Below are 22108 nucleotides of genomic sequence, written 5' to 3'. Positions count from 1 at the left end.
GGGAGTACCAGCCTTCGCTCGCGAGCGAGGCTACGGCTTGGCGAGCCAGCTGCGCGTGATGTAAGGAGTTGTGGCGGGGAGCGAACCCATCGGGTGTCAGGCCTTCTCGTTTCGCTCGTGAACGACGAAACGAGCTCAAGCGAGTGGAGATGGGGCGGAGCGTAGCTGGCGGGGGCTGGAGCAGGGCTGTGGTTGAAGCGCTTTACTGGGGAGATTGCGTCGTGAAATCTTGCTAATTGGGCGTAGGTACTTAAGTAATAGCGGTTTCCCTGTAATCTGCATCTAGAATCGCGACTTGGATGGAACAGCCTGCTATCGAAACTTCTGTACCGGATCCGGTAAAACAGCTCTCCATTTTCATGGAGAACAAGGTGGGGCGTCTCTCTGATATTTGCCGACTGTTTGACGAGCATGAGATTCACGTGCTGGCGTTGACGACGCTTGATACGACGGATTGCGCCATCACGCGGGTGGTGGTGGATGATCCGCAGCAGGCTAAGACCTTGCTGTGGCAGAACGATATCACTTTTAGCGAGACGGAGGTGCTGGCGGTCGAGATTGCTGGCGAGCATGACATCAATCGCGTCTTGGCCTCCTTGCTGCAGACCGAGATCAACGTGCACTACATTTATGCCTTTGTGAGCCGTCCGAGCGGAAAGTCGGCTTTAGCGATAAGTATTGAGGATATGGAGCTTGCGATAGACATCCTGAATACGCGAGGAATCCGTGTTTTGAACCAACGCGACATTTCGCGCTAGTATTTCTCTTCTATCTCGTTATCCACCCTGTTCTTACATGAGCGATGAAACGCTGAAGCCAAGCGAGGCCTCCGAAGGAGAGGCGAACACCGATACTGCAGTCCGTCACCAAGACCTTGAGGTCAAGGACGCCCAAATCATCTTCAACACAGTCTGGAACAAGTTGGAGGAAAAGTACGGGCGGACTCGCCTCCATTTTCCCCAGGAGCTGATTTTGCTCGGTGGTGCGCCGGGCGCGGGTAAGGGAACGAATACGCCGTTCATTCAAGATGTCAGGGGTCTCACGGCAGAGCCGATCGTGGTGAGCTCGCTTCTGGATACGCCGGAGATGCGCAAGATCAAGGACGCTGGCGGCATGGTGGGCGACACCGAGGTGATCGGTATCTTGCTGGAAAAGCTTTTGGAGCCGGATTACGAGGACGGGGCGATCTTGGACGGCTTCCCTCGTACGTTCGTGCAGGTGGAGTGTATGAAGATGCTCTACCACAAGATGCTTCAGTTGAGGGCTGAGTATTTCCATACTGAATACCGTAGCCAGTTCCGTCAGCCGCTGATTCACATCATGATGCTCTTCATCGACGAGAAGGAGAGTGTGGAGCGTCAGCTCAAGCGTGGCCGCGAAATTGCGGAGCACAACGAGGAGGTGCGTGAAACTGGAATCGGAGAGGTCAAGGAGCTGAGAGCTACTGACCTTGATCCGAAGGCGGCCCAGCGGCGTTATCGGGTGTTCAAGGAAGCGACTTACGATGCCTTGCAGTCTCTGCGCGAAGTTTTCCACTACCACTTCATCAATGCCCAGGGCGGGTTGCCGGAAGTTCGCCAGAACATCATCAAGGAGCTTCAGTACCAAAGCTCTTTGGAGCTTGATCCGCGGACCTTCGACTCGCTGCATCGTTTGCCGATCGCGAGCAAGATCGTGGAGCACGCGCGTCAGCAGCTGGTCCGTCGTCTCGACAAGTATGAGATGGAGGATACGGACCTTTTCCACAGTGTGATCGATTTCATCGAGGACAAGATCATGCCGATCGTTCTCCACCACGCGATCACAGGTTCGGCGCATATCAACTCGGAGGATCCCTTGCTCGATAATCAGCATGCGATGGCGATGCTCATCGATATCTTCTCGGAGCGTGGCTATCATGCGTCGGTCGATTTGCATAAGATCGAAATTCCGGAGACCTTTGATCTGGAGACGGGGCAGATCCGCTGCCGTATGAAGAAGGTTTTCCGCATCACGATCCGTTTCAAAGGTTCCGAAATTCGCCGAGGTCTAGAGCTTTGATCGAGGCTCTAGGTGTTATTGCTAGCTCAATTCTGTTGCTTTTGTGCAAAGACGGAACTTGCGCAGAAACGACGTATTTCGTACCAACATCGTCCTAACCCCGTTTGTTCGGGGCTCTTTCCCTTGATCGGTTGCTAATTTGCCGTTCCTCGATTTACCCTTAGTGCCACTTTTGCTGCCCCTTCATTGGCGCCTATCAGATGTCAAAACCAACACTCAAAGTCGTAGTTGCAGAAGACGAAACGCTGTTTCGTGACTTTCTCGTTCGCATCATCAGCCAGCGGTTTGGCTTCGAAATCATCGGCGAGGTCGCCACGGGGGAGGAAGCGTACCGACTCTGCGAGCAACATCGTCCGGATCTGGTTATCCTCGATTTGAGATTGCCGGGGATCACGGGGCAGGAGTTGGCGGAGCGGCTGATCAACGAGCAGCCCGAGGCGAAGATTTTGATCATCTCCTCGGTCGAGGATCCGAAGCGAATCGGCTCGTTGTTGCAGATGGGAGTCACTGGCTTTCTCAACAAGAAGGAAGAGTTTTCCGTTTTCGAGCAGGCGATCGAGGCGGTGGCGAACGGCAACATTTTCGTAAAGGCGTCCGCTCAGACCACGACGGATTCTCCGGACGTGCTCGATCAGAAGGAGCTACTGGAGACGTTGAGCGATCGTGAAAAGCAGATCGTTGTTTTCGTCGCTTCTGGTATGACGAACAAGGAGATCGCCCAGAATCTTGGTTTGAGTATCAAGACGGTCGAATCTCATCGGAGCAACATTTCGAAGAAGCTCCGGATTTTCGATATCGCGGGGGTGACGCTTTTCGCGGTTCGTACAGGGCTCGTTACGCTTTAAGAAAACCTAATCCAAATGGAAAGCGGCGCGGAGATGAGATACACGGTTCTAGTCGACGCTCAGCGACGCGTCGTAAGGCTACCTGAGGCTCTGGCTGAGCGTTTGGGTGTTGAGGCGGCGGATACGCAGCTTGATTGGCAGAGCTTGGTCGTCGAGGATGCCTCTAAGTTTCTTCCTGCGGAGGCAGGGGAGGTGGTCGAGCGATCCGGCTATCTCAAACATGCCAGCGGCGAGATCGAAGAAGTGGAGTTTGCGTGCGAGCGTTTAGCGCTTCCGCATGATTTGGTGTGTATTGAGATCTCCATTGCGAAGGTGGAGGCTCCGTCCGTCGAGCCGGTCGACAAGGAAGCTCTGGATTTTCTAACGACAGTGAGTCATGAGCTTCGTGTGGCTCTGAACGGGGTGATTGGGTTTACCAACGTGCTCAGCGGCACGCAGATGGATGCGGATCAGCATGCTATCTTGGATAAGCTGCAATCGTGCAACCACATGCTCAAGGGGTTGATTAATGACATCCTTGAGTACTCGCGAGTGGCGACGTCTAAGATCAACTTCCACGCGGAAACGGTAAACGTGGATCACTTCGTGCATGAGGTGGTAGGTCTTTTCCGTGAACGGGCTCGCAAGAAAGGGCTGGAGCTTCGTTTGAATGTTGGGGAGGACGCTAATTTTCTCGCCTTGCTGCCCCGGATGCGAGTGACGCAGGTTTTGAGCAACCTGATCGCAAACGCGATCAAGTTCACAAGCAATGGTTGGGTCTCGGTGAGTGTCTCGTGTCAAAATGAAACCCTATGTATTGGAGTTCAGGATACGGGGTCGGGTGTAGGGAAAGAACAGGGTGATGCTATCTTTCGTCCGTTTTTTCAATTGGGCGAGCCGAGCCGTACCCCGGAGGGAACTGGATTGGGGCTCGCGATCAGTAAAGAGCTGGTGACCAAGATGGGGGGCAGTTTGAAGCTGCTGCATCCTAAGGAAGGCGGTAGCCTGTTTGAGATCTCCTTGCCCCTGCGTCCGAGCAGCGAATCGGCGGAGCCTGCTAGTTTCGCTTCCCCGAATGCCGAGGTTGCGGAGGTGGAGATCAAGCCGGAGCGCCGCGATGAGTCGAAGCGAGTTCTCGTAGTGGAGGATAACCAGCTAAACGCTGATATTTTAGGGCATTTCTTGCAGGACTACGGAGCGAAGTTCGATCGAGTCGATAATGGGCGTTCTGCGGTCGAAACGTATCAGGACGGGAAATACGATTTGATTCTGATGGATGTGATGCTGCCTGAAATGAATGGGTACGAGGCTACGGAAAAAATATTGTCTCTCACTCGTTTGCAGCCTCCGGTACCGATCATTGGCGTAACGGCTAAGGTTTTTCGACGCGACCAAGTACGCTGCATAGAGGCGGGGATGGTCGAGGTCGTTCACAAGCCGGTCGACTTTAAGCAGCTGCGCAGTGTTCTCGATCGTTATCTTTATTCGGACGGGAATAGCGAGTTTGCTACGCTTGATTCCTCGGAGTCGGAGGTGGTCGAGGAGGACTCTTTTATGGCGGTTAATCCGCTTGCTGAGGAGGCGTCAGAGCCGAAACGTTCCAACAATGTCGATTTCTCTGTTCTGGAAGCGTATATCGATCGTATGAAAACGTCGGATACCAATCGCAGGGAAATCGTTGCCACGGCGATTGGCATCGTAGATGCGGAAGTGGCGAGTTTGCTTGATTCGATTGGCGGCGGAAATCGCAAGGATGTGGGGATGCGTGCCCATTCTCTGAAGGGGGCGTTAGCCTTGCTCGGGGCTCGCAATATTTTGGATTTGGCCAAGGGGCTTGAGCTTGTCGCGAGCGATGGGCGGGCTCCGCTGAAAGGCGAGCACTGGAAGCTTTTGATCGAAGGCGCCTACTCCGAGTTTAAGGAGGAGCTGGAGCTGTATATGGATTCGTCGAGCTTCGTTTAGGGCAAGTGGATGTGCGTGTGGTGCTCGATGTAGTGGGCGAGTGAGGCGTAGGCGTTTTGTTGCGTTTCGCGTTCTAGTTGGATTTGGGCGAGCGGCGTGTTTAGCAGTGTTGCGACGGAGCCGGCAATTTGTGGCCCCAGTTTGCTGGCCCAGTCTTCGAGGACGGGATAGCCTTCGTCCCGGGCGAAGACGTAGAGCGTTTTGAGCATTACGGCGTGAGGGGGGCGTCCGTCGCTTAGGGCGTCGAAGGCGCGTTCTGCCAGGTGAAAGAGGTCCTCGTTGCTTTCTTCGTGCATAGGGTTGCGCAGAAGAAGGCCGGAGAGCCAGGAAGCGGCTTGAAGCGAACGGTAGCTTTTTCCTAAGCCGCTCCGCTTTTTGGATACGACGAAGTCTGTGAGGAACCCCCGATTAGCGGTTTCGCCCGGTTTGTGGTCGATGTGGGCTTCTCCTTGATCGAAGAGGTCGATGGTGAATCCGTTGGCCTTGCTCCGGTTTCGTTTGAGGACGCTGAATAGGCCGAGGTCTACGGAGAGCAGGTGGATTTGGGTGAAGCGTTCTCCGGAGGGAGTTTGCTTGAGGACGATGGCCTGGGGGAGGATGAGTTTTTCAGCCGGCATCTTGGGGCTGAGTCTTCTCTTTTGATTCGTTTGGGCTCTTGATTTCCAGGCTTTCTTCCACGGGCGGGTAGATGGGGGCGACGGCTCCGCCGGAAATGATCAGCTTCATGCCTTGGCCTACTGTCATGTCGAGGATTTGCACGTCCTCCTGTCGCATCATCACGAGGAAGCCGCTCGTTGGGTTCGGGGTGGTTGGAACGAAAACGTTGAAAAGCGGCTCGTCGGTTTTGTGTTGGATTTCCCCTTTGGCGTTTCCGGTGAGAAATCCGATGGCCTTGCAGCCTTGCTTGGGGAACTCGACGAGCACGACCTTTTGGAAGACGGCCCGGTTTTGGGAGCTGAAGGTGTCTACGATCTGCTTCACGGAGGTGTAGACGGTGTTGATGATGGGTACGTTGTTGAGGAAGCGTTCGCCGATCGCGAAGAGGTATTTGGCGATGAAATAGCGGGAGAAGAAACCGAGTAGGGTGATGCAGAGGACCACGATGAGAGTTGCCAGCGTGTTCCAGAGCATGGCCAGTCCCTCTTTGGAGATGAGGTCGTCCGGGATGAAGAGCAGGTGCAGGATGGGTTCCTTGACGCTGCCGCCCACTTTGACCACCAGCCAATTGAATACGAAGAAGGTGATGCCGATGGGGGCGAGGAGGACGAGTCCGGAGAAGAATGACTTTCGAAGTTTAGCGAACATGGAGTCGTAGTTTACTGGTGTTCAGATTGTTGGCGATTTGTCTCCTCAGGTACACGCCAAAACGGAGAAGGTTTCGTAAATGGCGCGTTGTAGTGCTGATTCGAGAAAAAGCGTTGAGTGGGCTGGGCGCGTTTTTCAAGGTGGCGGGTTTTAGACGTGCTATTATGAGTTGGAAAGGAGCAAACCGCCTGTATTCGCGCCGTTCGCTGGAGCTTTGGGAGTCTCGCTTGGGCGAGGACTGGGAAGCTGCGTTCGATGTTGCGGAGTTGAAGCGTGGGCGTTCCATCTATAAGAAAGGAAGCATTCGCGAGATTTCTCTCAACGATTCGGACGTGATCGTGAATTCCAAGCTCGGCGCGGTGGAGAGCTATTCGGTGGTCGAGTGGACGGGGCACGAGCTGAAGGTGCGCTCGTCGACTTCGGATCCTGTGTTGGGCGGAGCGATCGCGGTGGCGGGGTTGCTGGAGATCGAGGAGCTGTTGGCGGATGAGGATTTGTCTCTCCTTGAGCAAGGGCTCGAGGATGAGGAGCTTGAGGAGGAACTGCCGCTGGAGGCGGGGAAGGGCGCGTCCAAAGCGGAGAGCGACTCGGAGGTGCGGATGCTGCATCTGGTACTCGATACGCATTTCAAGGGATTGATCTGCGAGGCTTACTGGTTGAGCGAGGATGGGACGCGGGTGTCGGCTTTGAGCAAGGAGGACGGGGCGCCGCGGGCCAATAATTCGGAGGAGCGAGGGCGGCTGATCATGCTCGCTGCTCGGGCGCGAAAGTCGCATTTTGGCTATTCTCCTGAGTTTGGCGGCTATCTGCTGGAGAATTTGCGGGAGATCGTTTTTTTCATCCAATCGGTGTGGCCGAGCTGGAAGCAGCGCTTTTCGACCGAGGAGAGGGAGAACGTGAAGCACATCCAGCAGGGGGTGGTGGAGATCAAGCTCAAGCCTAAGGCGAGTCGTGCGGACTCGGGGGGGCTGGATATCCAGTGGGTTTTCGACTCGGGGGCGAAGCTGCTTGATAGCGGGTTGGCGGATGAGTTGCTGGCGCGCGGGGAAGAGCCTATGCTCGTGCCTGAGTTGGGCGTGGTGAAGCTTTCGGAAGATTCGCACCGGGCTTTGAGCGCCTGGAAGGAAGTGGAGACGGACGCGAGTGGAGCGGGGCAGCTTTACCAGTTGTTCTCGCTTTTTGGGGAAGGCGAAGAGGGGGCTGAGCTTTCGGAGGATTTGGGTGAGTGGCGTCAGGGCTTGTTGAATCCTCGCTCGGAAGCGGAGCTTGATTTGTTGGAATGCCTGCGGCCTTACCAACGTCAGGGGGTGGAGTGGATGTCGCGGCTTTTGCGTCACGATTGCCATTGCTTGCTGGCGGACGAGATGGGCTTGGGAAAGACGGTGCAGGTGATCGCTCTGGTTTTGGCTCAACGGGAGAAGGGGAAGCGTACTTTGGTGGTTTGTCCGGCGAGCGTGGTGCCGGTGTGGCTTTCGGAGTTTGCCAAGTTCGCCCCGGAGATGAGGGTCGGCAGGTATGGCAGGAAGGCGGGGAAAAAGGCAGAGGAGCTGGATGTCGCTGTCATCAGTTTCGCGTTGTTGCGTAACCGGATCGAGCGCGTTGCGGGCGAGGCGTTCGATTTTGCGATTATCGACGAGGCTCAGTTTATCAAGAATCCTGACTCGAAGGTCTCGCGGAGCTGTCGCCGTATCCAGGCGAAGCGCCGTGTAGCTCTTACGGGTACGCCGATCGAGAACAAGCCGTTGGATATTTGGCCTGCTTTCCAGTTCCTGATGCCTGGATTGCTGGGATCTCGGGATAGCTTTGAGCGGCTGTATTCGGAAAATCCAGGGGCGTTCAAGGCGCGTTTGAGGGCTCAGATAAAGCCGTTCATGCTGCGTCGGACCAAGAGCGAGGTCGCTTTGGAGTTGCCGGAGAAGGTGATCGTGGATCTGGAGTGTCCTGTTACGCCGGTGCAGGCGAGGGAGTATCAGCGTATTTGCGAGGAGGGCTTGGCTCGTTTTGGCGACAATCTGGGCGATGCCTTGAGGCGGAACCGTTTCGCGACCTTGAGCTTGTTGACCCGTTTGCGTCAGGTGAGCTGCGATCCTCAGCTTCTTCCGTGGATGGAGGCGAGCGTGGAGGACAGCGGCAAGCTGATGGTGTTGTTGGAGAAGCTGATCGAGGTGCTCGGAACGGGGCACAAGGTGGTGATTTTCAGTCAGTTCGTTCGTTTCTTGAAGCGGGCGCGCGAGATGGTGGAGGAGTCCTTTCCGGAACTGCCGATCTTTGAGTTGACGGGGTCGACTGCCGACCGGGAGGCGCCGGTGCGTGATTTTCAGAATTCCGATCAGACGGCCGCGATGCTGGTGAGTTTGAAGGCGGCCAGCGTGGGGATCACTTTGCATGCGGCGGACTACGTGTTCTTGTTGGACCCATGGTGGAATCCGGCGGTGGAGAGTCAGGCGATCGATCGGGTGCACCGCATCGGCCAGACGAAGACGGTGTTTGTTTACCGTTTGTTCGCCCAGGGGACGATCGAGGAGAAGATCCAGTCGCTGCAACGGGAGAAGCGTGACTTGTTTGATTCGATTGTGAGCGACTCGAAGGCGGGGCCGGATTTGCTGGCGAGCGGAGTGCAATCGCTGCAAGGCCTCTTGGCGTTGGCTCAGAGCAAGTGATGCGGCGGCTTGCACTGTGATTGCCCGTATCGGCTTCTAGGGATTACTTCCAATATTGAAGAGAAGGGCTTCAGGTCTTTTTCACTAGCGTCGATGAAGGGGTGAATCACCCAGATCTTGACCGAAATCCCTGGCACCACACGTATATGACCCAAACGCTCGCACCCATCCTGACCTCGATAGGTCAGCTCGAAATCCGTGTCGGAAACCTGGAGGAGGCTCGAACTTTCTATGAATTCACCCTTGGGGTGGAGGTCGAGTCGATGTTTGGCCAGACCATGATGCTTCGTTGCGGGGAGCTTTCTATCCTCGTGCAGGAGGCGAAGGAGCAGCCGATCGGTTGTCCGATCTACTTTCGGGTGGATGGCCGGGTCCATGAAGTGGCGGCTCAGTTGAAGGCGAACGGCGTGCGTTTCAAAAGCGGGCCGAGCTGCATCGTGGAGGACTTCATGGGCAAGTCTTCTTGGCTCGCGTTCTTTGCTGACCCTTGGGGGAATCCGTTGGCCTTGATGGGCGATATGCCGGTGGAGGATTAGGTCTGAATTCGTGTTTGTCGGAGCGATTTTGCTTCTCTCCGAAAGCAAGTTCTTCTAGCTGGGTGGCCTTAGATGCCAGCCAACCAAGAATCAAGCAGCCTCCCGGAATCGTTGCGGGAGGGATATCAGAATTATTTGAACACGGAGTACGCGGAAAAGAAGGACCTGTTCGCGACCCTGGCCACTAAAGGCCAATCTCCGAAAGTGTTGTGGATCGGGTGCGTGGACTCCCGCGTGATGCCCGAGAAGATCCTAGGCGCTGACCCGGGCGAACTGTTGATCTTGCGCAATGTGGCGAATATGGTGCCTCCGCTTGCGGCGGACGAAGCGTCGGTTGGATCGGTTGTCCACTTCGCGGTCGCGGCCTTGAAGGTGAGTCACATCGTGGTTTGCGGTCACTCGGATTGCGGCGGGGTGAAGGCGTTGATGAACTTGGGCAAGGGGCCTATGGATCGGATGCTTTCTTCTTGGGTGGAGTACGGCGTCTCGGCTCTCGAGGACGATTCGGAGCAGAGCTTGGAGTCGGTGACCAAGACGAACGTCGTCAAGCAGGCTGCTCGTCTCTCTTCCTACCCGGACGTCGCTGAAGCTCTGGAAGCGGACAAGGTGCAAATCCACTCGCTTTTCTACAATATCGGGGCCGGCAAATTGGAGCAGTACGATCAGGCGAGCTCTGCTTGGGCTGACTTCTCCTGATTTGGCTCGTTTAGCCCGTTGGCGCTTAGGCGATAGGAGCTGGGGGATTCGCCGCAAATGCGGCGGAAGGCTCGGTTGAATTGGGCGATCGATTCGAAACCGCTCGCGAAGGCGATGTCGCTGATGCGGGCGTTGGTTTCTCGGATCCGTTTCTTGGCCCGTTCCACGCGCTCGCGGGTGAGGTAGTCGACGAAGGTGAGGCCGGTTTCCTCTTTGAAAATCTTGCTGAAATGGCGGATGGAGGCTCCTGCTATTTGGGAGATCTGGGGCAAGGTGATCTGGCGGTCGAGATTCTGGCGAATGTGGCGGATCGCTTTTTGGGCGGCGGGATTTCCGGCTTTCTCGGCCTTGTTGATTCGAAGAGCGTTGGCGGCGGCGCCTAGGCTTTCGGCGAATATCTCGAGCATTTTTAGGAAACCTTGATAGGCGTCGCGTCCTAGGGTGACGCTTTTTAGATAGGCTTTTCGGGTGGTGCGGGCGTCGAGTTCGATGCCTTTCAGGATGAGCTCGCTGTGGGTGCGGTCGAAGTCGGACAAGTCGAGCTTGTCGATCGCGACTTGGCCGGTCTGGAGGTAGGCCACGATTCTGCGGCCCATCTTTATGGGAACCAGGCTGTCCTGGAGGCCGGCGAAGCAACGTATGGAGGTCGCGTTGCGGGTGGCCGCTTTTTCAAGTTCGCCTTGGGCCAGCAGGCAGGCGAGGCAGCCTTTGCGGGAGGTGGAAAGCAGGGCGCAGAATGGGTTTTCCTTTTTGTGTCCGGTCGCCGGCATGCGGAAGGTGCCCAAGGGGCGAATGGTGAGCGGGAGGCCGGACGCGGCGGTGAAGGAGCGTTCGTATTTGGCGAATAGGCGGGTCGCTCCGATGCGTTTTGCCAGTTCTCGGCTCTCCTCTGGAGTGGCGTACTCCACAGTTGAGGCGGAGCGTGATTTTCGGCGTTTCGGCATGCGCGGAAGAAATCAGGCTTGCTAATGAAGAGTCAATTGTAATTAATTCGCTTTTAGCCAGAAACGATCAGGAATGATCCAGATCCGAGTAGGGCAGCAACGCTGTTTTTGAGATAGTTAAAGTATGAACTCCAATCATAATGTAGAGATAGTAGGACGCCGTCTTGAGTTGACGGACGCTATAAAAGCCAAAGTCAACGAGATGGCGGCTAAGTTGTACGAGCACGACGCGGGGATCGGGCGGATCAAGGTTGAGCTCGAGCTGGAGCGTCATGCCAGCACCCATCATGACGAATTTATTGCAAAGGGACACGTGGACGACCGACGCGACCATTTCGACGTCTCCGCAAAAGCCGATGACTTGTACAAGGCGATCGCCGAGCTGAGCGAAAAGCTGGACCGCCTGATCCGCAAGCGCAGCCGTCGTCGCGTGACGGAGCGACGCAATCTTGGACCGGTCGAGCTTGACGCGGATCTGCCGAAAACGGGCACTTTGGATTAAGCCAGTCGATTAACGAATAACCGATCCACTACGATGCTGACTACGCCGAGCGAAATTTCGCGTGAGGATCTGGGCTTAAACCCGGAGCTCATTCGCAAGTATAACCAGCCTGCACCGCGCTACACATCTTATCCGACCGCCTTGAAATTCAAGACGGTGGAGGATCGTAGCAGTCGGTCGGCGTTGTTGGCGGATCTGGAGGATGCGGAAGGTCCGCTCTCGTTATACATCCACGTGCCTTATTGCCGCAGCCTTTGTTGGTTTTGCGGGTGCGCGAAGATTATTTCGACCAACACCGCGTTGGCGGATAAGTACCTCGACTATCTGGAGATCGAGATCGAGCGCTATGCGAGTCTCGTCCGCTCGGACAGGAAGGTAGTCCAGCTGCACTTCGGTGGCGGTTCGCCTAACTTTTTGTCAGTGTCGCAAATTAATCGCCTTTCGCGAATGCTGAGGCGGGCGTTCACTTTTGACGAGGACGCTGAGATAAGCGTGGAGCTTGATCCCCGGACTTTGTCGCAGGCGCAGGTGCAAGCCTTTGTGGAGCTTGGAATCAATCGCGCTTCGATTGGCGTGCAGGATGTGAACGCAAAGGTTCAGAAGGCGATCCATCGTATTCAGCCGACGGAGACAAACGCAAAGACGATTAGCTGGCTTCGAGAAGCTGGGATTGGGTCACTCAATGTGGACTTGATCTACGGCTTGCCTCACCAGACTGAGGAAAGCTTCAAGGACACCTTGGAGGAGGTTTTGACTTACGATCCGGATCGTTTGGCCGTCTTTTCTTATGCTCATGTTCCTTGGAGCAAGCCGGCCCAGAAGATTTTGGAGCGTTCGCCTTTGCCGGATGCTGATTCGAAAATCGAGATATTGATCCAAACGGTCGAGAAGCTGACTGGGCAAGGTTACGCCCATATTGGTATGGACCATTTCGCCAAGCTTGACGATCCGATGGTAAAGGCGCAGCAAGCGAGGACTTTGCAGCGAAACTTTCAGGGCTACAGTTTGCATGCTGACGTTGATATCTGCGCTTTTGGAATGTCTTCGATCAGTCAGTCGCAAAACGCGTTTCGCCAAAATCACAAGGATTTGGATACGTACTATAGCATGCTGGATGAAGGCTTTATTCCGCTCGAGAAGGGGTACCTTCTAACGCGAGACGATCAGGTTCGTCGCGAGGTGATCATGCGTCTCATGTGCGACCTAGAGCTAAACTTCGGTGAAAGAGGGAAGGCGAATGGGATCGATTTTGACAACTACTTTGCAGCTGAAATTGAGGAGTTGAAACCTCTCGAAGAGGATGGGCTGCTCGCGTTCAATGATGCTGGGTTGGCGGTGACTCCGCTGGGTCGATTGTTGATTCGCAATGTGGCCTGCCGTTTCGATGCTTACATGGGCAAAGGGGCCCAGGGGTTCTCGAAGGCGATTTAGTTTTTGTCGCAGTTGACTAGTATCTTCTCTCGGCTGGCAGCTTGATGAGCCGGCCGCGCTCGATGTGGGTGCCCAAATCGATCTGGTTCATGATGGCCCAGTCTTGGGCGTCGGTGCCGGGAGGGAGTCGGCTCGGAAGAAGGTCGCGGAAGGGCGCTGAGCGTTTGGCAGGCTCTATTGAGATGCGGTAGGGTTGCACGTTTAGGGCCTGCTGATTGGCGAGCTCCTGGAATGAGTTGGCTACGGAGCGTACGTTCCTGATGTTGTTCGGGAAGGTCGTGCTATTTCCGTATCCTAGAAAAGTGAATACGTTTTTCCCGAACTGGATGAAGCTAGCGTGAAGGGAAAGCGATCCTGACTCTGTCGCGACGCTGCCTTCTATTGAATAAGCGGGGAGTCCGTTTATGCGAGTGTCCTGCGCGTATGTCGTTTGCAATGACAGCTTGTTCTGTAGATTGCGAGCGGCGTCGAGTGGGCTGCTTTCTTGGGCGATGGTGAAAGCGAGCATCGTTGTCTTGTTGGGGTCGGTTAGGTAGACTGCTCCGCTCTCGTTTTGCAATCTCCAGCCTTGAGGCTTGTCGAACTGGAATTTGAGGTTCGGGTGGTAGAATCGGTTTTTGTCTGTGTATCCGTTTCTTGGATTTTCGCCTACGATGAGACCGTCGATCTTTTCAAGGAAGCGTTCGCGTCCGACTGCGACATTCCGATTCGCCGTGGATTCCCATTGCGCTGCGAGTTGGGGGATCGTCTTTTCCCGTTCGCCTGGGTCGGGATGGGAAGACATCCAGGAGGGGATGCTCTGACCGGATTTGTCGGAGATACGATCGAGGGAGCGGAAGAACGCGGCTCCTTCGGCCGCTGAGTAGCCGGCGAGTGCGGCGTACTTTACTCCGTGCGCGTCTGACTCCCGCTCTGCGTCGCGGCCGTACTTGAGGGAGGCGAGTTGGAAGAGGTCGCCGCCGAGGTTAACCATATCACGTGCGAGCTGCTTGTTTTCTGCGACCTGTTCTCCTATCAGAGCTCCTGCGAGCAAGCCGATCTGGCCGAGTTGGTGGGCGAGGGCTTGTTTTGAGGCGTGTCGAGCTTCCACGTGGGTGATTTCGTGCCCGATGACAACTGCGAGCTGCGCTTCGTTCTCGAGGTGGGCTAGGAGTCCGCGGGTCACATAGACGTAGCCGCCGGGGAGGGCGAACGCGTTTACGACGGGGGAGTCGAGGAGTCGGAAGGTGAACTCGGTGTCGCGATAGATCTCGGGAGCGGTCTCGCTCTTGATGGCGCTGTACTCAAGGAGTTGGTTGCCCATGTCTCGGATATAAGTGGCCAGTTGGTCGTCTTGGTAGAGGCCCATTTGCTGGACGATGCCTTTGTCGGACTGCTTGCCCAGTTTCAGCTCCTGTTCCCAGGTGTATCCGTAATAGCCGGTCTTGCCGGTGTAGAGGCTCGGTTCTGTCGCGCAGCCACCGAGGAAAAGGGATGCTGTCGAGATGGCAATGGATAGGACTGTGAGTTGGAAGCGCATGATCTTTGGGATTCGCTTAGCTGGAAAATGTTCGGCTCGATCTTGGCGTGTTCTGGAGGCTTCGGTCAATTGCTCCAGAGGGGCGATTATGTTTTTTCGAAATTCTTTCAGCAAAGAGTTGACAAGAGGTCCACGAACCGACTTTTTCCGAATCCATTCTTGCCCTGTAGCTCAGTGGTAGAGCAGGTGGCTGTTAACCACTTGGTCGTTGGTTCGAGTCCAACCGGGGCAGCCATTTTATTTTTTGTCCGCCGAAGAGGCGGACTTTTTTGTGCTCAGGCAGCGTACGTTTTTTGGAGACGCTCAACTGGAGCCGTTTTTCTTTTGCCAAATTTTTCTGCGTTTTAGGCAAAGTTTTGATTGATTTCCGACCGGGGCCACTTAGCGTTCGCTCCCTTTCACTCGGAGTCCCGCTCCGGCAAACACGATTTTCGTACCATGAATACGCTCACAATCAACGCTTCCGCCCGCGACCAAGCGGGATCTGCATCATCCGGCCGTCTTCGCGCCGAAGGCCGCGTGCCAGCTGTTGTATACGGCAAGAGCAAGGAGCCTGCAAACCTCTCTGTAGACGCTCGCGAGTTCCGTATGTTGCTCCGTGCTATCGGTAACAACACTCCTGTTGTCCAGCTTAAGGCTGACGATGCGGACGCTGTTACTGCGATCATCAAGGAAGTACAGCGCCACGCGATCAAGGACACTTACACTCACATTGACTTCCAGCAAGTTGGTGCTGAGGAGCTCGTCGTAGTAGACATTCCAGCTCACCCAGTTGGTGAGTCTTGGGGTGTGAAGAACGAAAACGGTACAATCGAAACCGTTGCTCACACTGTTAGCGTCCGTTGCTTGCCGAAGGATATCCCAACTTCCATCGACGCAGACGTAACTGAGCTCAAGGTAGGCGACAGCCTCCACATCAGCCAGCTGCCAGCTCTCGAAGGTGTTCAGTACATGGACCACCCAGAGCAGCCAGTATTCGCAGTCGTTAAGTAGTAACGACGGACCTTTTCGGTGGACCGTCGCATAGGGCGGCCCGCTTTTTGTTCTTTTTCAAATTCTAGAACGGCCCATGAGCTACCGGATGATAGTCGGCCTCGGCAATCCCGGCAGCGAATACGCCAAAACCCGCCACAACATCGGATTTCGAGTGGTCGACGCCTTCGCTGAAAAGCATGGCGCGGACGCTTGGAAGAAGGAGCGAAAGCAGAAGGGGGAGATCGCTACGCTAGCCAGCTCTAAGCTCGGCAAGCTGATCCTCGTGAAGCCAACAACCTTCATGAACGAAAGTGGCGTCTGCGTGCAGAAGCTTTGCAGCTACTACAAGATCCCGCCGGAAGAGGTGGTGATCGTCTACGACGAGATAAACCTCGGAGTAGGGGAAGTTAAGCTCAGCGTGTCGGGCAGTGCGGGGGGGCATAATGGTCTTGCCGATATCATTGCTCGAATCGCTCCTCGGTTCGCGCGCATCCGAGTCGGCATCGGGGGCAAGCCTCACAAGGAAATGCCCTTGGCGGACTACGTTCTAGGCAACTTTTCAGCTGACGACGAATCGGTCGTCAACGCCTCGATGGATCGCTACGTGGAGAGTCTCGAACTCCTGCTCAGCCTTGGTCCGGAAATGGCGATGAACCAAATCAATCGAAAACGAAAAAACGATGACAGCAACAGCATCTAATTACAAAGCAACCTTCATTCTCGACACACGTGGTCGCGACGAGTCTGTCGAGGACCTCATCGAGGGCCTCAAGGGCGAGCTCGCAGCTGCCGGCGCGGAAGTTTCAGCCGTCGAGGATCTCGGCCGCCAGGACTTCGTTCGCACTCCAGACATCAAGTACACAGCTGGCGTATACGTTCAGTACTTCTTCAGCGGTTCGTCCGATGTTCCTGCAGCGATCCTCGAGAAGCTGAAGTTGAACAAGCTCGTTTCCCACAAGATGATCCAGAAGGCCTAGTTGGCTTTCGCAAAATCCCTGCCCCGTATCCTATGGCTAATTTCAACAGAGTAATCCTCCTCGGTAACCTCACGCGTGATCCGGAACTCCGCACGACTCCCAAGGGAACGTCGGTTTGCCAGTTCGGCATGGCGGTCAATCGAGTCTTTCGCAACGGCGACGACACTCAGGAGGAGACTACTTTCGTTGATCTCGAAGCATGGGGCAAGCAGGCGGAAATCATCTCCAAGTACGTTCAGAAAGGTAACCCTCTCTTTATTGAAGGTCGTCTGAAGTTCGACTCCTGGGAGTCGAAGGAAGGCGAAAAGCGCAGCAAGCTCAAAGTCATCGTTGAAAACATGCAGCTTATGGGCAGCCGCGGCGACAATGCCGGAGGCCAAGGTGGAGGCAACTTCACGCCAGCCCAGCGTTCCGCTCCAGCACCTTCAAACCAAGCGCCCGCTCCAAGCGGCGACATCGAAGAAGACGTGCCTTTCTGATCTCTGGTCCCGTCTGCAAACACTCAAAACTTTAGAATACACTTAACCACTCGCACATCATGGCAACTAGCGAAGTACTACTCATCGAGGCTGTTGAAGGTCTCGGCGGCGAAGGCGATCAAGTAACAGTTAAAGCGGGCTTCGCTCGCAACTTCCTTCTTCCAACCAAGAAGGCGATCCCGGTAAACCGTTCCAACCGCAAGCAGATCGAAGCTCTCAAGGACCGTCGCGCCAAGCGTGAGGCCAAGGAGCTCGACGACGCCAAGGCGCAAGCAGCTAAGCTCGGCGAAACTCAGGTTGGTATCGCGGTCAAGACTGGCGAAGCGGGTCGTATGTTCGGCGCGGTTACCTCTATCCACATCCACGACAAGCTCGTGGAAGCTGGCTACGAAATCGACCGTAAGAAGATCCACCTCGACAATCCTATCAAGGAGCTCGGCCAGCACACCTTCACCGTTAAGGTTCACCCTGAAGTTTCCGTCGAAATGAAGATCGACGTGGTTTCCGAGAACCCAATCGTCGAAGCCGACGCTGAAGAAGCCGAAGGCGAAGCAGAAGAAGCTTCCGACGCGGAATAATCTCCAACGGCTTCTTGACGATACCATATGTCGAACAAGCCGTTTTCGGAGAATAGGAATTTCTCCGACAAGAAAACGAGTCCGGCCCCGCTTTCGCTCGCCGGACTCACGCCGCCTCACAGCTTGGAGGCGGAGAAGGGCCTCCTAGCCGCATGTTTGCTGGACCCAGCCGAAATCATTTCGCGCTGCTTGTCTCAGAAGCTGCCGGCGGAGGCTTTTTATCATCCGGCCCACCAGATCGTTTTCGAAACGTGCTGCAGTCTCTTCGAGAGCAAGTCGATGCTGGACGCCCAAGTCCTGGCCGAGGAGTTGCGGAAGGTAGGCAAGCTTGAGGAGGTCGGTGGCCTGACGTACGTGGCGGATTTGACCGCCCACATCGAGACGACCGCTCACGCGAATTACTTCCTGGATCGAGTTCGCGAGAACTACACCCGCCGTCGCCTGATCAAGACCGCTTCGCGAAGTATCGAGCGCTGTTTCTCGAAGGACAATCCGGACATCGAGCTACTCGTAGACGAGATCGAAAAGGAGATCTATGCGATTTCCGACGCTCAGGTCGCTGACACGACCCACCCAGTGAAGGAAGCGGTGGTCGAGGCGGTGAGCCTTGTTAAGCGAATGATCGAGAACAAGGGCGAGCTCACTGGGCTTTCGAGCGGTTTTATGGGGATCGACAAGATGCTCAGTGGCCTGAAGCCGACTGAAATGATCGTTCTCGCGGCCCGTCCTTCTATGGGTAAGACCAGTTTGGCTCTCAATATCGCAGAGCGAATCGCCATGTCGCACGAGGGGCGGCCTGCCCAGGCTGGTGTGCTTGTCTTCAGCTTGGAAATGGGTGCGGAACAGCTCGCGATGCGTCTCCTAACCGGACGCGCGAAGGTCAGTACGCAGCGTTTGCGCGATGGTATCGTGAACAAGGATGAGCAAGAAGCGATCGCCGCCGCGGCGATCGAGCTCAAGGACGCTCCGATTTGGATCGATGACGGCGCTCAGGTGACGATCAATCAGCTTCGAGCCAAGTCCCGCCGCATTTTTGCCCGTAATAAGAACATGGGCATGATAGTGATCGACTACCTCCAGCTTATTAATGGAAGCGATCCCCGTACCCCTCGTGAGCAGCAGATTTCCGAGATTTCGCGTGGTATTAAAGGTCTTGCGAAGGAACTAAAGTGTCCTGTGATTGTTCTCAGTCAGCTAAATCGTGACTCAGAAAAGGAAAAACGTCAGCCGAAGCTCTCCGACCTGCGTGAATCGGGATCGATCGAGCAGGATGCGGACGTTGTTCTACTTTTGGCTCGCCCGAAAGACGCCGGTGACGATTTTTCCGTTGCAGCTGACAGAGCTGACCTAATTGTCGCTAAGCAACGTGCTGGCGCTGTCGGCGAAATTAAGCTCAACTTCATCAGAGAAATTACCCGTTTTGAAGATTCCCACGAATAGCCTATCCCGTCTGGCGCGTGTTGCCCTCGCGTTTGTACTTATCCCGCTAAGCTCTCTAGCCCTTTCCGCTCAGGAACAAGAGAAGGCTGACGCTCCCGTCATCAATAAGCTGATCATCAACTTCACAGGCTTGTCCAATGTGAATGAAGAGGTGGCTCGGGCCAACATGTCGTTGCGCGAAGGTGAGCTCTACGACGCGGTGACGGTGGATCGAGATATCCGCTCTCTCTACCGATCGAACCTGTTCGAGTACATCGAGGCGCGAATCGCTCCCGCTGGGGAGGGGAAGATCGATGTGATTTTCGATATCCGTCCTAAGTTCCGAATCTCTGCGATCATTTTCGAAGGAAACAACAAGCTGAGTAACAGTAAGTTGAAACGTGAGGCACCGATCGTGGTCAACCAGGTGCTGAATGAGCCGCGCGTTAAAGGGGCTGCGGAAGATTTGCAGGAGCTTTATCTTAAGAAGGGCTTTTCTCAGGCTCGTGTGGACTACCAGATCGATCGTAGCCCGGTGACGGGGTTTGCGACTGTGACCTTCAAGATTCGCGAAGGCCGCAAGTTCAAGGTCGGGCAGGTCAATTTCGTCGGCAACGAGAACGTCAAAAAGCGCAAGCTGAAGAAGAAGATGGAGACCAAGAAGTGGAGTTTCCTTTCGGTCTTCACTGGTAGCGGGCGTTATGATCAGGACAAGTTCGAGGACGATCTTGAAATGCTCAAGGACGTGTATCGCGAAGAGGGCTATCTCGATATCGATATCGACCCTGCCAAGGTGCAATTTTCCTACCCTCGCGAGAACCGGATGCGCATCGACATCAACGTAGGCGAGGGCAAGCAATATAAAATCGGCAACATCGAATTCGTAGGCAACGAGACTTACGAGGATTCGGTTCTTCGCTTGATGCTTCGAGCCCTGCCGGGGGCGACCTATCGCCCAGAGAGGCTGGACGAAGACGTCGAGCGTCTAGAGGATTTTTACGGCCAGTTTGGCTACATGGAAACGCGTATTCGCATGGAACGCGTGCCTAACGTGGAAACGGGCGACATCGATATCCAGTACGTCGTTTACGAAAGTGAGAAGTTCCAGGTCGAGTCGGTAGACATCGAAGGTAACACTAAGACGAAGAGCGTGGTCGTTCTTCGCGAGCTTGCCCTTACTCCTGGTAGCACCTTCGACAGTGTACGTATGGAAGCGAGCCGTATGCGTTTGGATAATACGCGCTACTTCGAGGACACTAACGTCACGCCTCAGTCTACGAACATCCCAGGCCGCAAGGATGTGCGTGTCACTTTCCGCGAAGGCCGCACCGGTAACTTCTCTTTTGGCGCTGGATTCAGCTCATTGGAGAAAGGGGTCTTCTTTATCGAGCTTACCCAGTCGAACTTCGATGTTTTCAACTGGCGTGGAGCGTTCCAGGGGGATGGACAGAAGTTCCGTCTGAAGGCGCAGCTTGGTGGTCGCTCTTCTTCTATTGTTTTGGCCTTTGAAGAGCCTTGGCTGTTCGAGCGTCGATTGGCGTTTGGTTTCCAGGTGTTTAACCAGTCGACTGACTACGATGGTCTCACTTACGACACGGATGTGAAGGGCTTCGAGGTTTCTCTTCGTAAGAGATTGATCGAGTTGATTGAAGGTAAGCTCGCGTATAGCCAGACCAAGACGGAGTACTCCTTTGCAGGTTCAGACCAGCTAGATCCAAATGACCCGGACTACGAGGAAAAGCTCGCTCAGCTCGAAGGTCAGAACCGTCGATTGGCTGAGAGTAATGGTCATATTTCACGTATGAACCTGTTGCTGATCCGCGATACGCGTGACCGCATCATCAACTCTCACCGTGGTATGCGTTTGGAGCTCGACCTCCACTACGGTGGTGACTTTCTCGGTGGTGACTTCGATTTCTACAAGGTTGAGACGAGAAATGCGTTCTATCTCCCGCTCAGCGAACGATTCACTCAGACGGTCGAATTTCTGGTTCGAGCCGGTATCGTTGACGAGTTTGACGAAAACCCAGACAAGGAGCTGCCTTGGAACGAGCGCTTCTTCCTCGGTGGACCGAATACGCTACGTGGCTTCGAGTTCCGTGAGGTTGGCCCTAAGGAGTTCGGCTTCATTTACGAGAATGGGCAAGGCACCCCTCCGGTTGCGATCGGGGGTAAGACTTACGGCATGTTTGGCGCTGAGTATTCGTTCGGGATCACTGACGACTTCCGTATCGCGGCCTTCTACGATGGCGGCTTCGTGAACAAGGCGGCGGGCGATTTCAGCCTCACTCGAGACAAGGTCTTCCTTTACGAAGAAAATGGGCACCCCGTTTTCGGAAACCCTATCTACACCGGCCAAAGCCGCTCGGGTTGGAATGACAACTACGGTGTCGGTATCCGTATGTCCATGATGGGTACGCCGCTTCGCCTCGACTACGCTCTGCCAATCTCCACAGATGGCGATCCGGCCAATGGCGGTAACGACGAAGGCGGACAATTCAACTTTACTTTTGGCGGAAGATTCTAATCTCTCCTCCCACAACAACAAACTCCTATTCCTTAAATGAAACGTTTCAAATCCCTACTCCTCACTCTCGGTGCCATGCTTGTGGCAATCACAAGCCAAAGCGCGGCGGAAGACGTGATCATCACTGTCAAGATCGACGAAGCTCTGGCTACCTACTACAAGGTGGAAGCTTTTGCTGCTGAGATGGCGAAGGACGAAGAAAAAGCCCGCGCGGCAGCGACTGCGATCGAAGAAGAGGGCACAGCTCTCGTCGAGGAGTTCCAAGATCTCCGCGAGCAGTCTACCAGCGACATCCTGATGGAGGAAGCGAAGAAGGAAGCTGCCATGGACGCGCAAGCGAAGATGGAAGAGATCCAGCAGAAGGAGCAGCAGCTTCGTCAGTTTGTAACTCAGACTCGCCAGCAGTTTGCAGCTCGTCGTCAGCAACAGCTGAACCTTTTCTATCAAGAAATCGCTGAGGTCGTGACTGAAATCTCCAAGGAGCGTAACGCGACTTTGGTTATCGATATCACAGCTCTTGCCGGTGACGGTCGTGCTCCTGTTCTCTACACTGATGGTTCTTACGACATCACTCCTGAGGTGATCGAGCGTATCAACGCGACCAAGGGCGAAGAAGAGGAAGCTCCTGCAGCAGCGGAGTAAGCCTGTTTTTCAAAACCGAATTTTTAGAGCCCTGTCGCGCTTGCGACAGGGCTTTTTTGTGCGGTTCGCGGATTGATTTAGGCGAAGATGAC

Annotated in this window: 21 protein-coding genes and 1 tRNA gene; 18 read left to right on the top strand and 4 right to left on the bottom strand. The window is 55.0% G+C overall.

The features are described 5' to 3' along the window. The first annotated feature begins 299 nt into the window (after positions 1–299). The 4 genes from JIN87_RS23180 to JIN87_RS23165 all read left to right on the top strand — a co-directional run bounded on the left by JIN87_RS23180 (position 300) and on the right by JIN87_RS23165 (position 4826). Positions 300–758 (top strand): acetolactate synthase, encoded by a 459-nt coding sequence (locus tag JIN87_RS23180; RefSeq protein ID WP_200358030.1) that lies wholly within the window; start codon positions 300–302, stop codon positions 756–758. A gap of 37 nt (positions 759–795) precedes the next feature. After that, positions 796–2040, top strand: coding sequence for a nucleoside monophosphate kinase (locus JIN87_RS23175; RefSeq protein WP_200358029.1), 1245 nt, complete (start codon positions 796–798; stop codon positions 2038–2040). Between the two features lie 200 nt (positions 2041–2240). Further along, entirely contained in the window at positions 2241–2885 is a 645-nt protein-coding gene (locus tag JIN87_RS23170; protein ID WP_200358027.1) for a response regulator transcription factor, read from the top strand. Between the two features lie 15 nt (positions 2886–2900). Next, complete coding sequence (locus tag JIN87_RS23165; RefSeq protein ID WP_200358025.1) at positions 2901–4826, top strand: sensor histidine kinase; 1926 nt, start codon at positions 2901–2903, stop codon at positions 4824–4826. Here JIN87_RS23165 and JIN87_RS23160 read toward each other — a convergent pair. Further along, positions 4823–5443 carry a hypothetical protein gene (locus JIN87_RS23160; RefSeq protein WP_200358023.1) on the bottom strand — a complete coding sequence of 207 codons (621 nt, stop codon included), beginning with the start codon at positions 5441–5443 and terminating at the stop codon, positions 4823–4825. The two genes, JIN87_RS23165 and JIN87_RS23160, sit on opposite strands and share 4 nt — an antisense overlap. Next, positions 5433–6131, bottom strand: a complete 699-nt coding sequence (locus JIN87_RS23155; RefSeq protein ID WP_200358022.1) for a DUF502 domain-containing protein — start codon at positions 6129–6131, stop codon at positions 5433–5435. Before JIN87_RS23155 ends, JIN87_RS23160 begins: the two co-directional genes overlap by 11 nt. Before the next feature lie 164 nt (positions 6132–6295). Between JIN87_RS23155 and JIN87_RS23150 the strand changes: the two genes are divergently transcribed. The 3 genes from JIN87_RS23150 (at position 6296) to JIN87_RS23140 (ending at position 10023) form a co-directional block, all read left to right on the top strand. After that, entirely contained in the window at positions 6296–8791 is a 2496-nt protein-coding gene (locus JIN87_RS23150; protein WP_200358020.1) for a DEAD/DEAH box helicase, read from the top strand. Positions 8792–8937: 146 nt separating this feature from the next. Continuing rightward, complete coding sequence (locus JIN87_RS23145; RefSeq protein ID WP_200358018.1) at positions 8938–9327, top strand: VOC family protein; 390 nt, start codon at positions 8938–8940, stop codon at positions 9325–9327. Positions 9328–9399: 72 nt separating this feature from the next. Beyond that, positions 9400–10023 (top strand): carbonic anhydrase, encoded by a 624-nt coding sequence (locus JIN87_RS23140; protein ID WP_200358016.1) that lies wholly within the window; start codon positions 9400–9402, stop codon positions 10021–10023. On the opposite strand, the gene JIN87_RS23135 is transcribed toward JIN87_RS23140, so the two are convergent. Next, positions 9990–10967, bottom strand: a complete 978-nt coding sequence (locus JIN87_RS23135; protein ID WP_200358014.1) for a helix-turn-helix domain-containing protein — start codon at positions 10965–10967, stop codon at positions 9990–9992. The two genes, JIN87_RS23140 and JIN87_RS23135, sit on opposite strands and share 34 nt — an antisense overlap. Before the next feature lie 124 nt (positions 10968–11091). Between JIN87_RS23135 and hpf the strand changes: the two genes are divergently transcribed. Further along, positions 11092–11469, top strand: a complete 378-nt coding sequence (gene hpf, locus JIN87_RS23130; RefSeq protein WP_200358012.1) for a ribosome hibernation-promoting factor, HPF/YfiA family — start codon at positions 11092–11094, stop codon at positions 11467–11469. 33 nt (positions 11470–11502) lie between these two features. After that, on the top strand, positions 11503–12900 hold the full coding sequence (gene hemN / locus JIN87_RS23125; protein ID WP_200358010.1) for an oxygen-independent coproporphyrinogen III oxidase: 1398 nt from the start codon (positions 11503–11505) through the stop codon (positions 12898–12900). A 16-nt stretch (positions 12901–12916) separates the two neighbouring features. Here the strand turns inward: hemN and JIN87_RS23120 are convergent, their stop codons facing one another. Continuing rightward, entirely contained in the window at positions 12917–14419 is a 1503-nt protein-coding gene (locus tag JIN87_RS23120; protein WP_200358008.1) for a M48 family metalloprotease, read from the bottom strand. A gap of 160 nt (positions 14420–14579) precedes the next feature. Between JIN87_RS23120 and JIN87_RS23115 the strand changes: the two genes are divergently transcribed. The 9 genes from JIN87_RS23115 (at position 14580) to JIN87_RS23075 (ending at position 22016) form a co-directional block, all read left to right on the top strand. Continuing rightward, a tRNA-Asn gene (locus JIN87_RS23115) sits at positions 14580–14654 on the top strand. Between the two features lie 203 nt (positions 14655–14857). Beyond that, a complete protein-coding gene (locus JIN87_RS23110; protein ID WP_200358006.1) occupies positions 14858–15412 on the top strand; it encodes a 50S ribosomal protein L25 in 555 nt (184 codons plus the stop codon). Between the two features lie 76 nt (positions 15413–15488). Further along, entirely contained in the window at positions 15489–16094 is a 606-nt protein-coding gene (pth, locus tag JIN87_RS23105; RefSeq protein ID WP_200358004.1) for an aminoacyl-tRNA hydrolase, read from the top strand. Beyond that, complete coding sequence (locus tag JIN87_RS23100) at positions 16075–16371, top strand: 30S ribosomal protein S6 (protein ID WP_200358002.1); 297 nt, start codon at positions 16075–16077, stop codon at positions 16369–16371. The genes pth and JIN87_RS23100 overlap by 20 nt, the downstream gene beginning before the upstream one ends. A gap of 32 nt (positions 16372–16403) precedes the next feature. Further along, positions 16404–16850 (top strand): single-stranded DNA-binding protein, encoded by a 447-nt coding sequence (locus JIN87_RS23095; RefSeq protein WP_200358001.1) that lies wholly within the window; start codon positions 16404–16406, stop codon positions 16848–16850. A gap of 59 nt (positions 16851–16909) precedes the next feature. Further along, on the top strand, positions 16910–17428 hold the full coding sequence (gene rplI, locus JIN87_RS23090; protein WP_200358000.1) for a 50S ribosomal protein L9: 519 nt from the start codon (positions 16910–16912) through the stop codon (positions 17426–17428). 27 nt (positions 17429–17455) lie between these two features. Beyond that, positions 17456–18868 carry a replicative DNA helicase gene (dnaB, locus tag JIN87_RS23085; protein WP_200357999.1) on the top strand — a complete coding sequence of 471 codons (1413 nt, stop codon included), beginning with the start codon at positions 17456–17458 and terminating at the stop codon, positions 18866–18868. Continuing rightward, positions 18849–21374: an outer membrane protein assembly factor BamA gene (bamA, locus tag JIN87_RS23080; protein ID WP_200357998.1), complete on the top strand. Its 2526-nt coding sequence runs from the start codon at positions 18849–18851 to the stop codon at positions 21372–21374. The genes dnaB and bamA overlap by 20 nt, the downstream gene beginning before the upstream one ends. Positions 21375–21410: 36 nt before the next feature. Beyond that, entirely contained in the window at positions 21411–22016 is a 606-nt protein-coding gene (locus tag JIN87_RS23075) for an OmpH/Skp family outer membrane protein (protein ID WP_200357997.1), read from the top strand. Positions 22017–22108: the final 92 nt, after the last annotated feature.

The organism is Pelagicoccus mobilis (genome assembly GCF_016595505.1).
Classification (GTDB): Bacteria; Verrucomicrobiota; Verrucomicrobiia; order Opitutales; family Opitutaceae; genus Pelagicoccus; species Pelagicoccus mobilis.
Note: the sequence above shows the minus strand (reverse complement) of the source record. Positions and strands in the feature narration are given on the sequence as shown.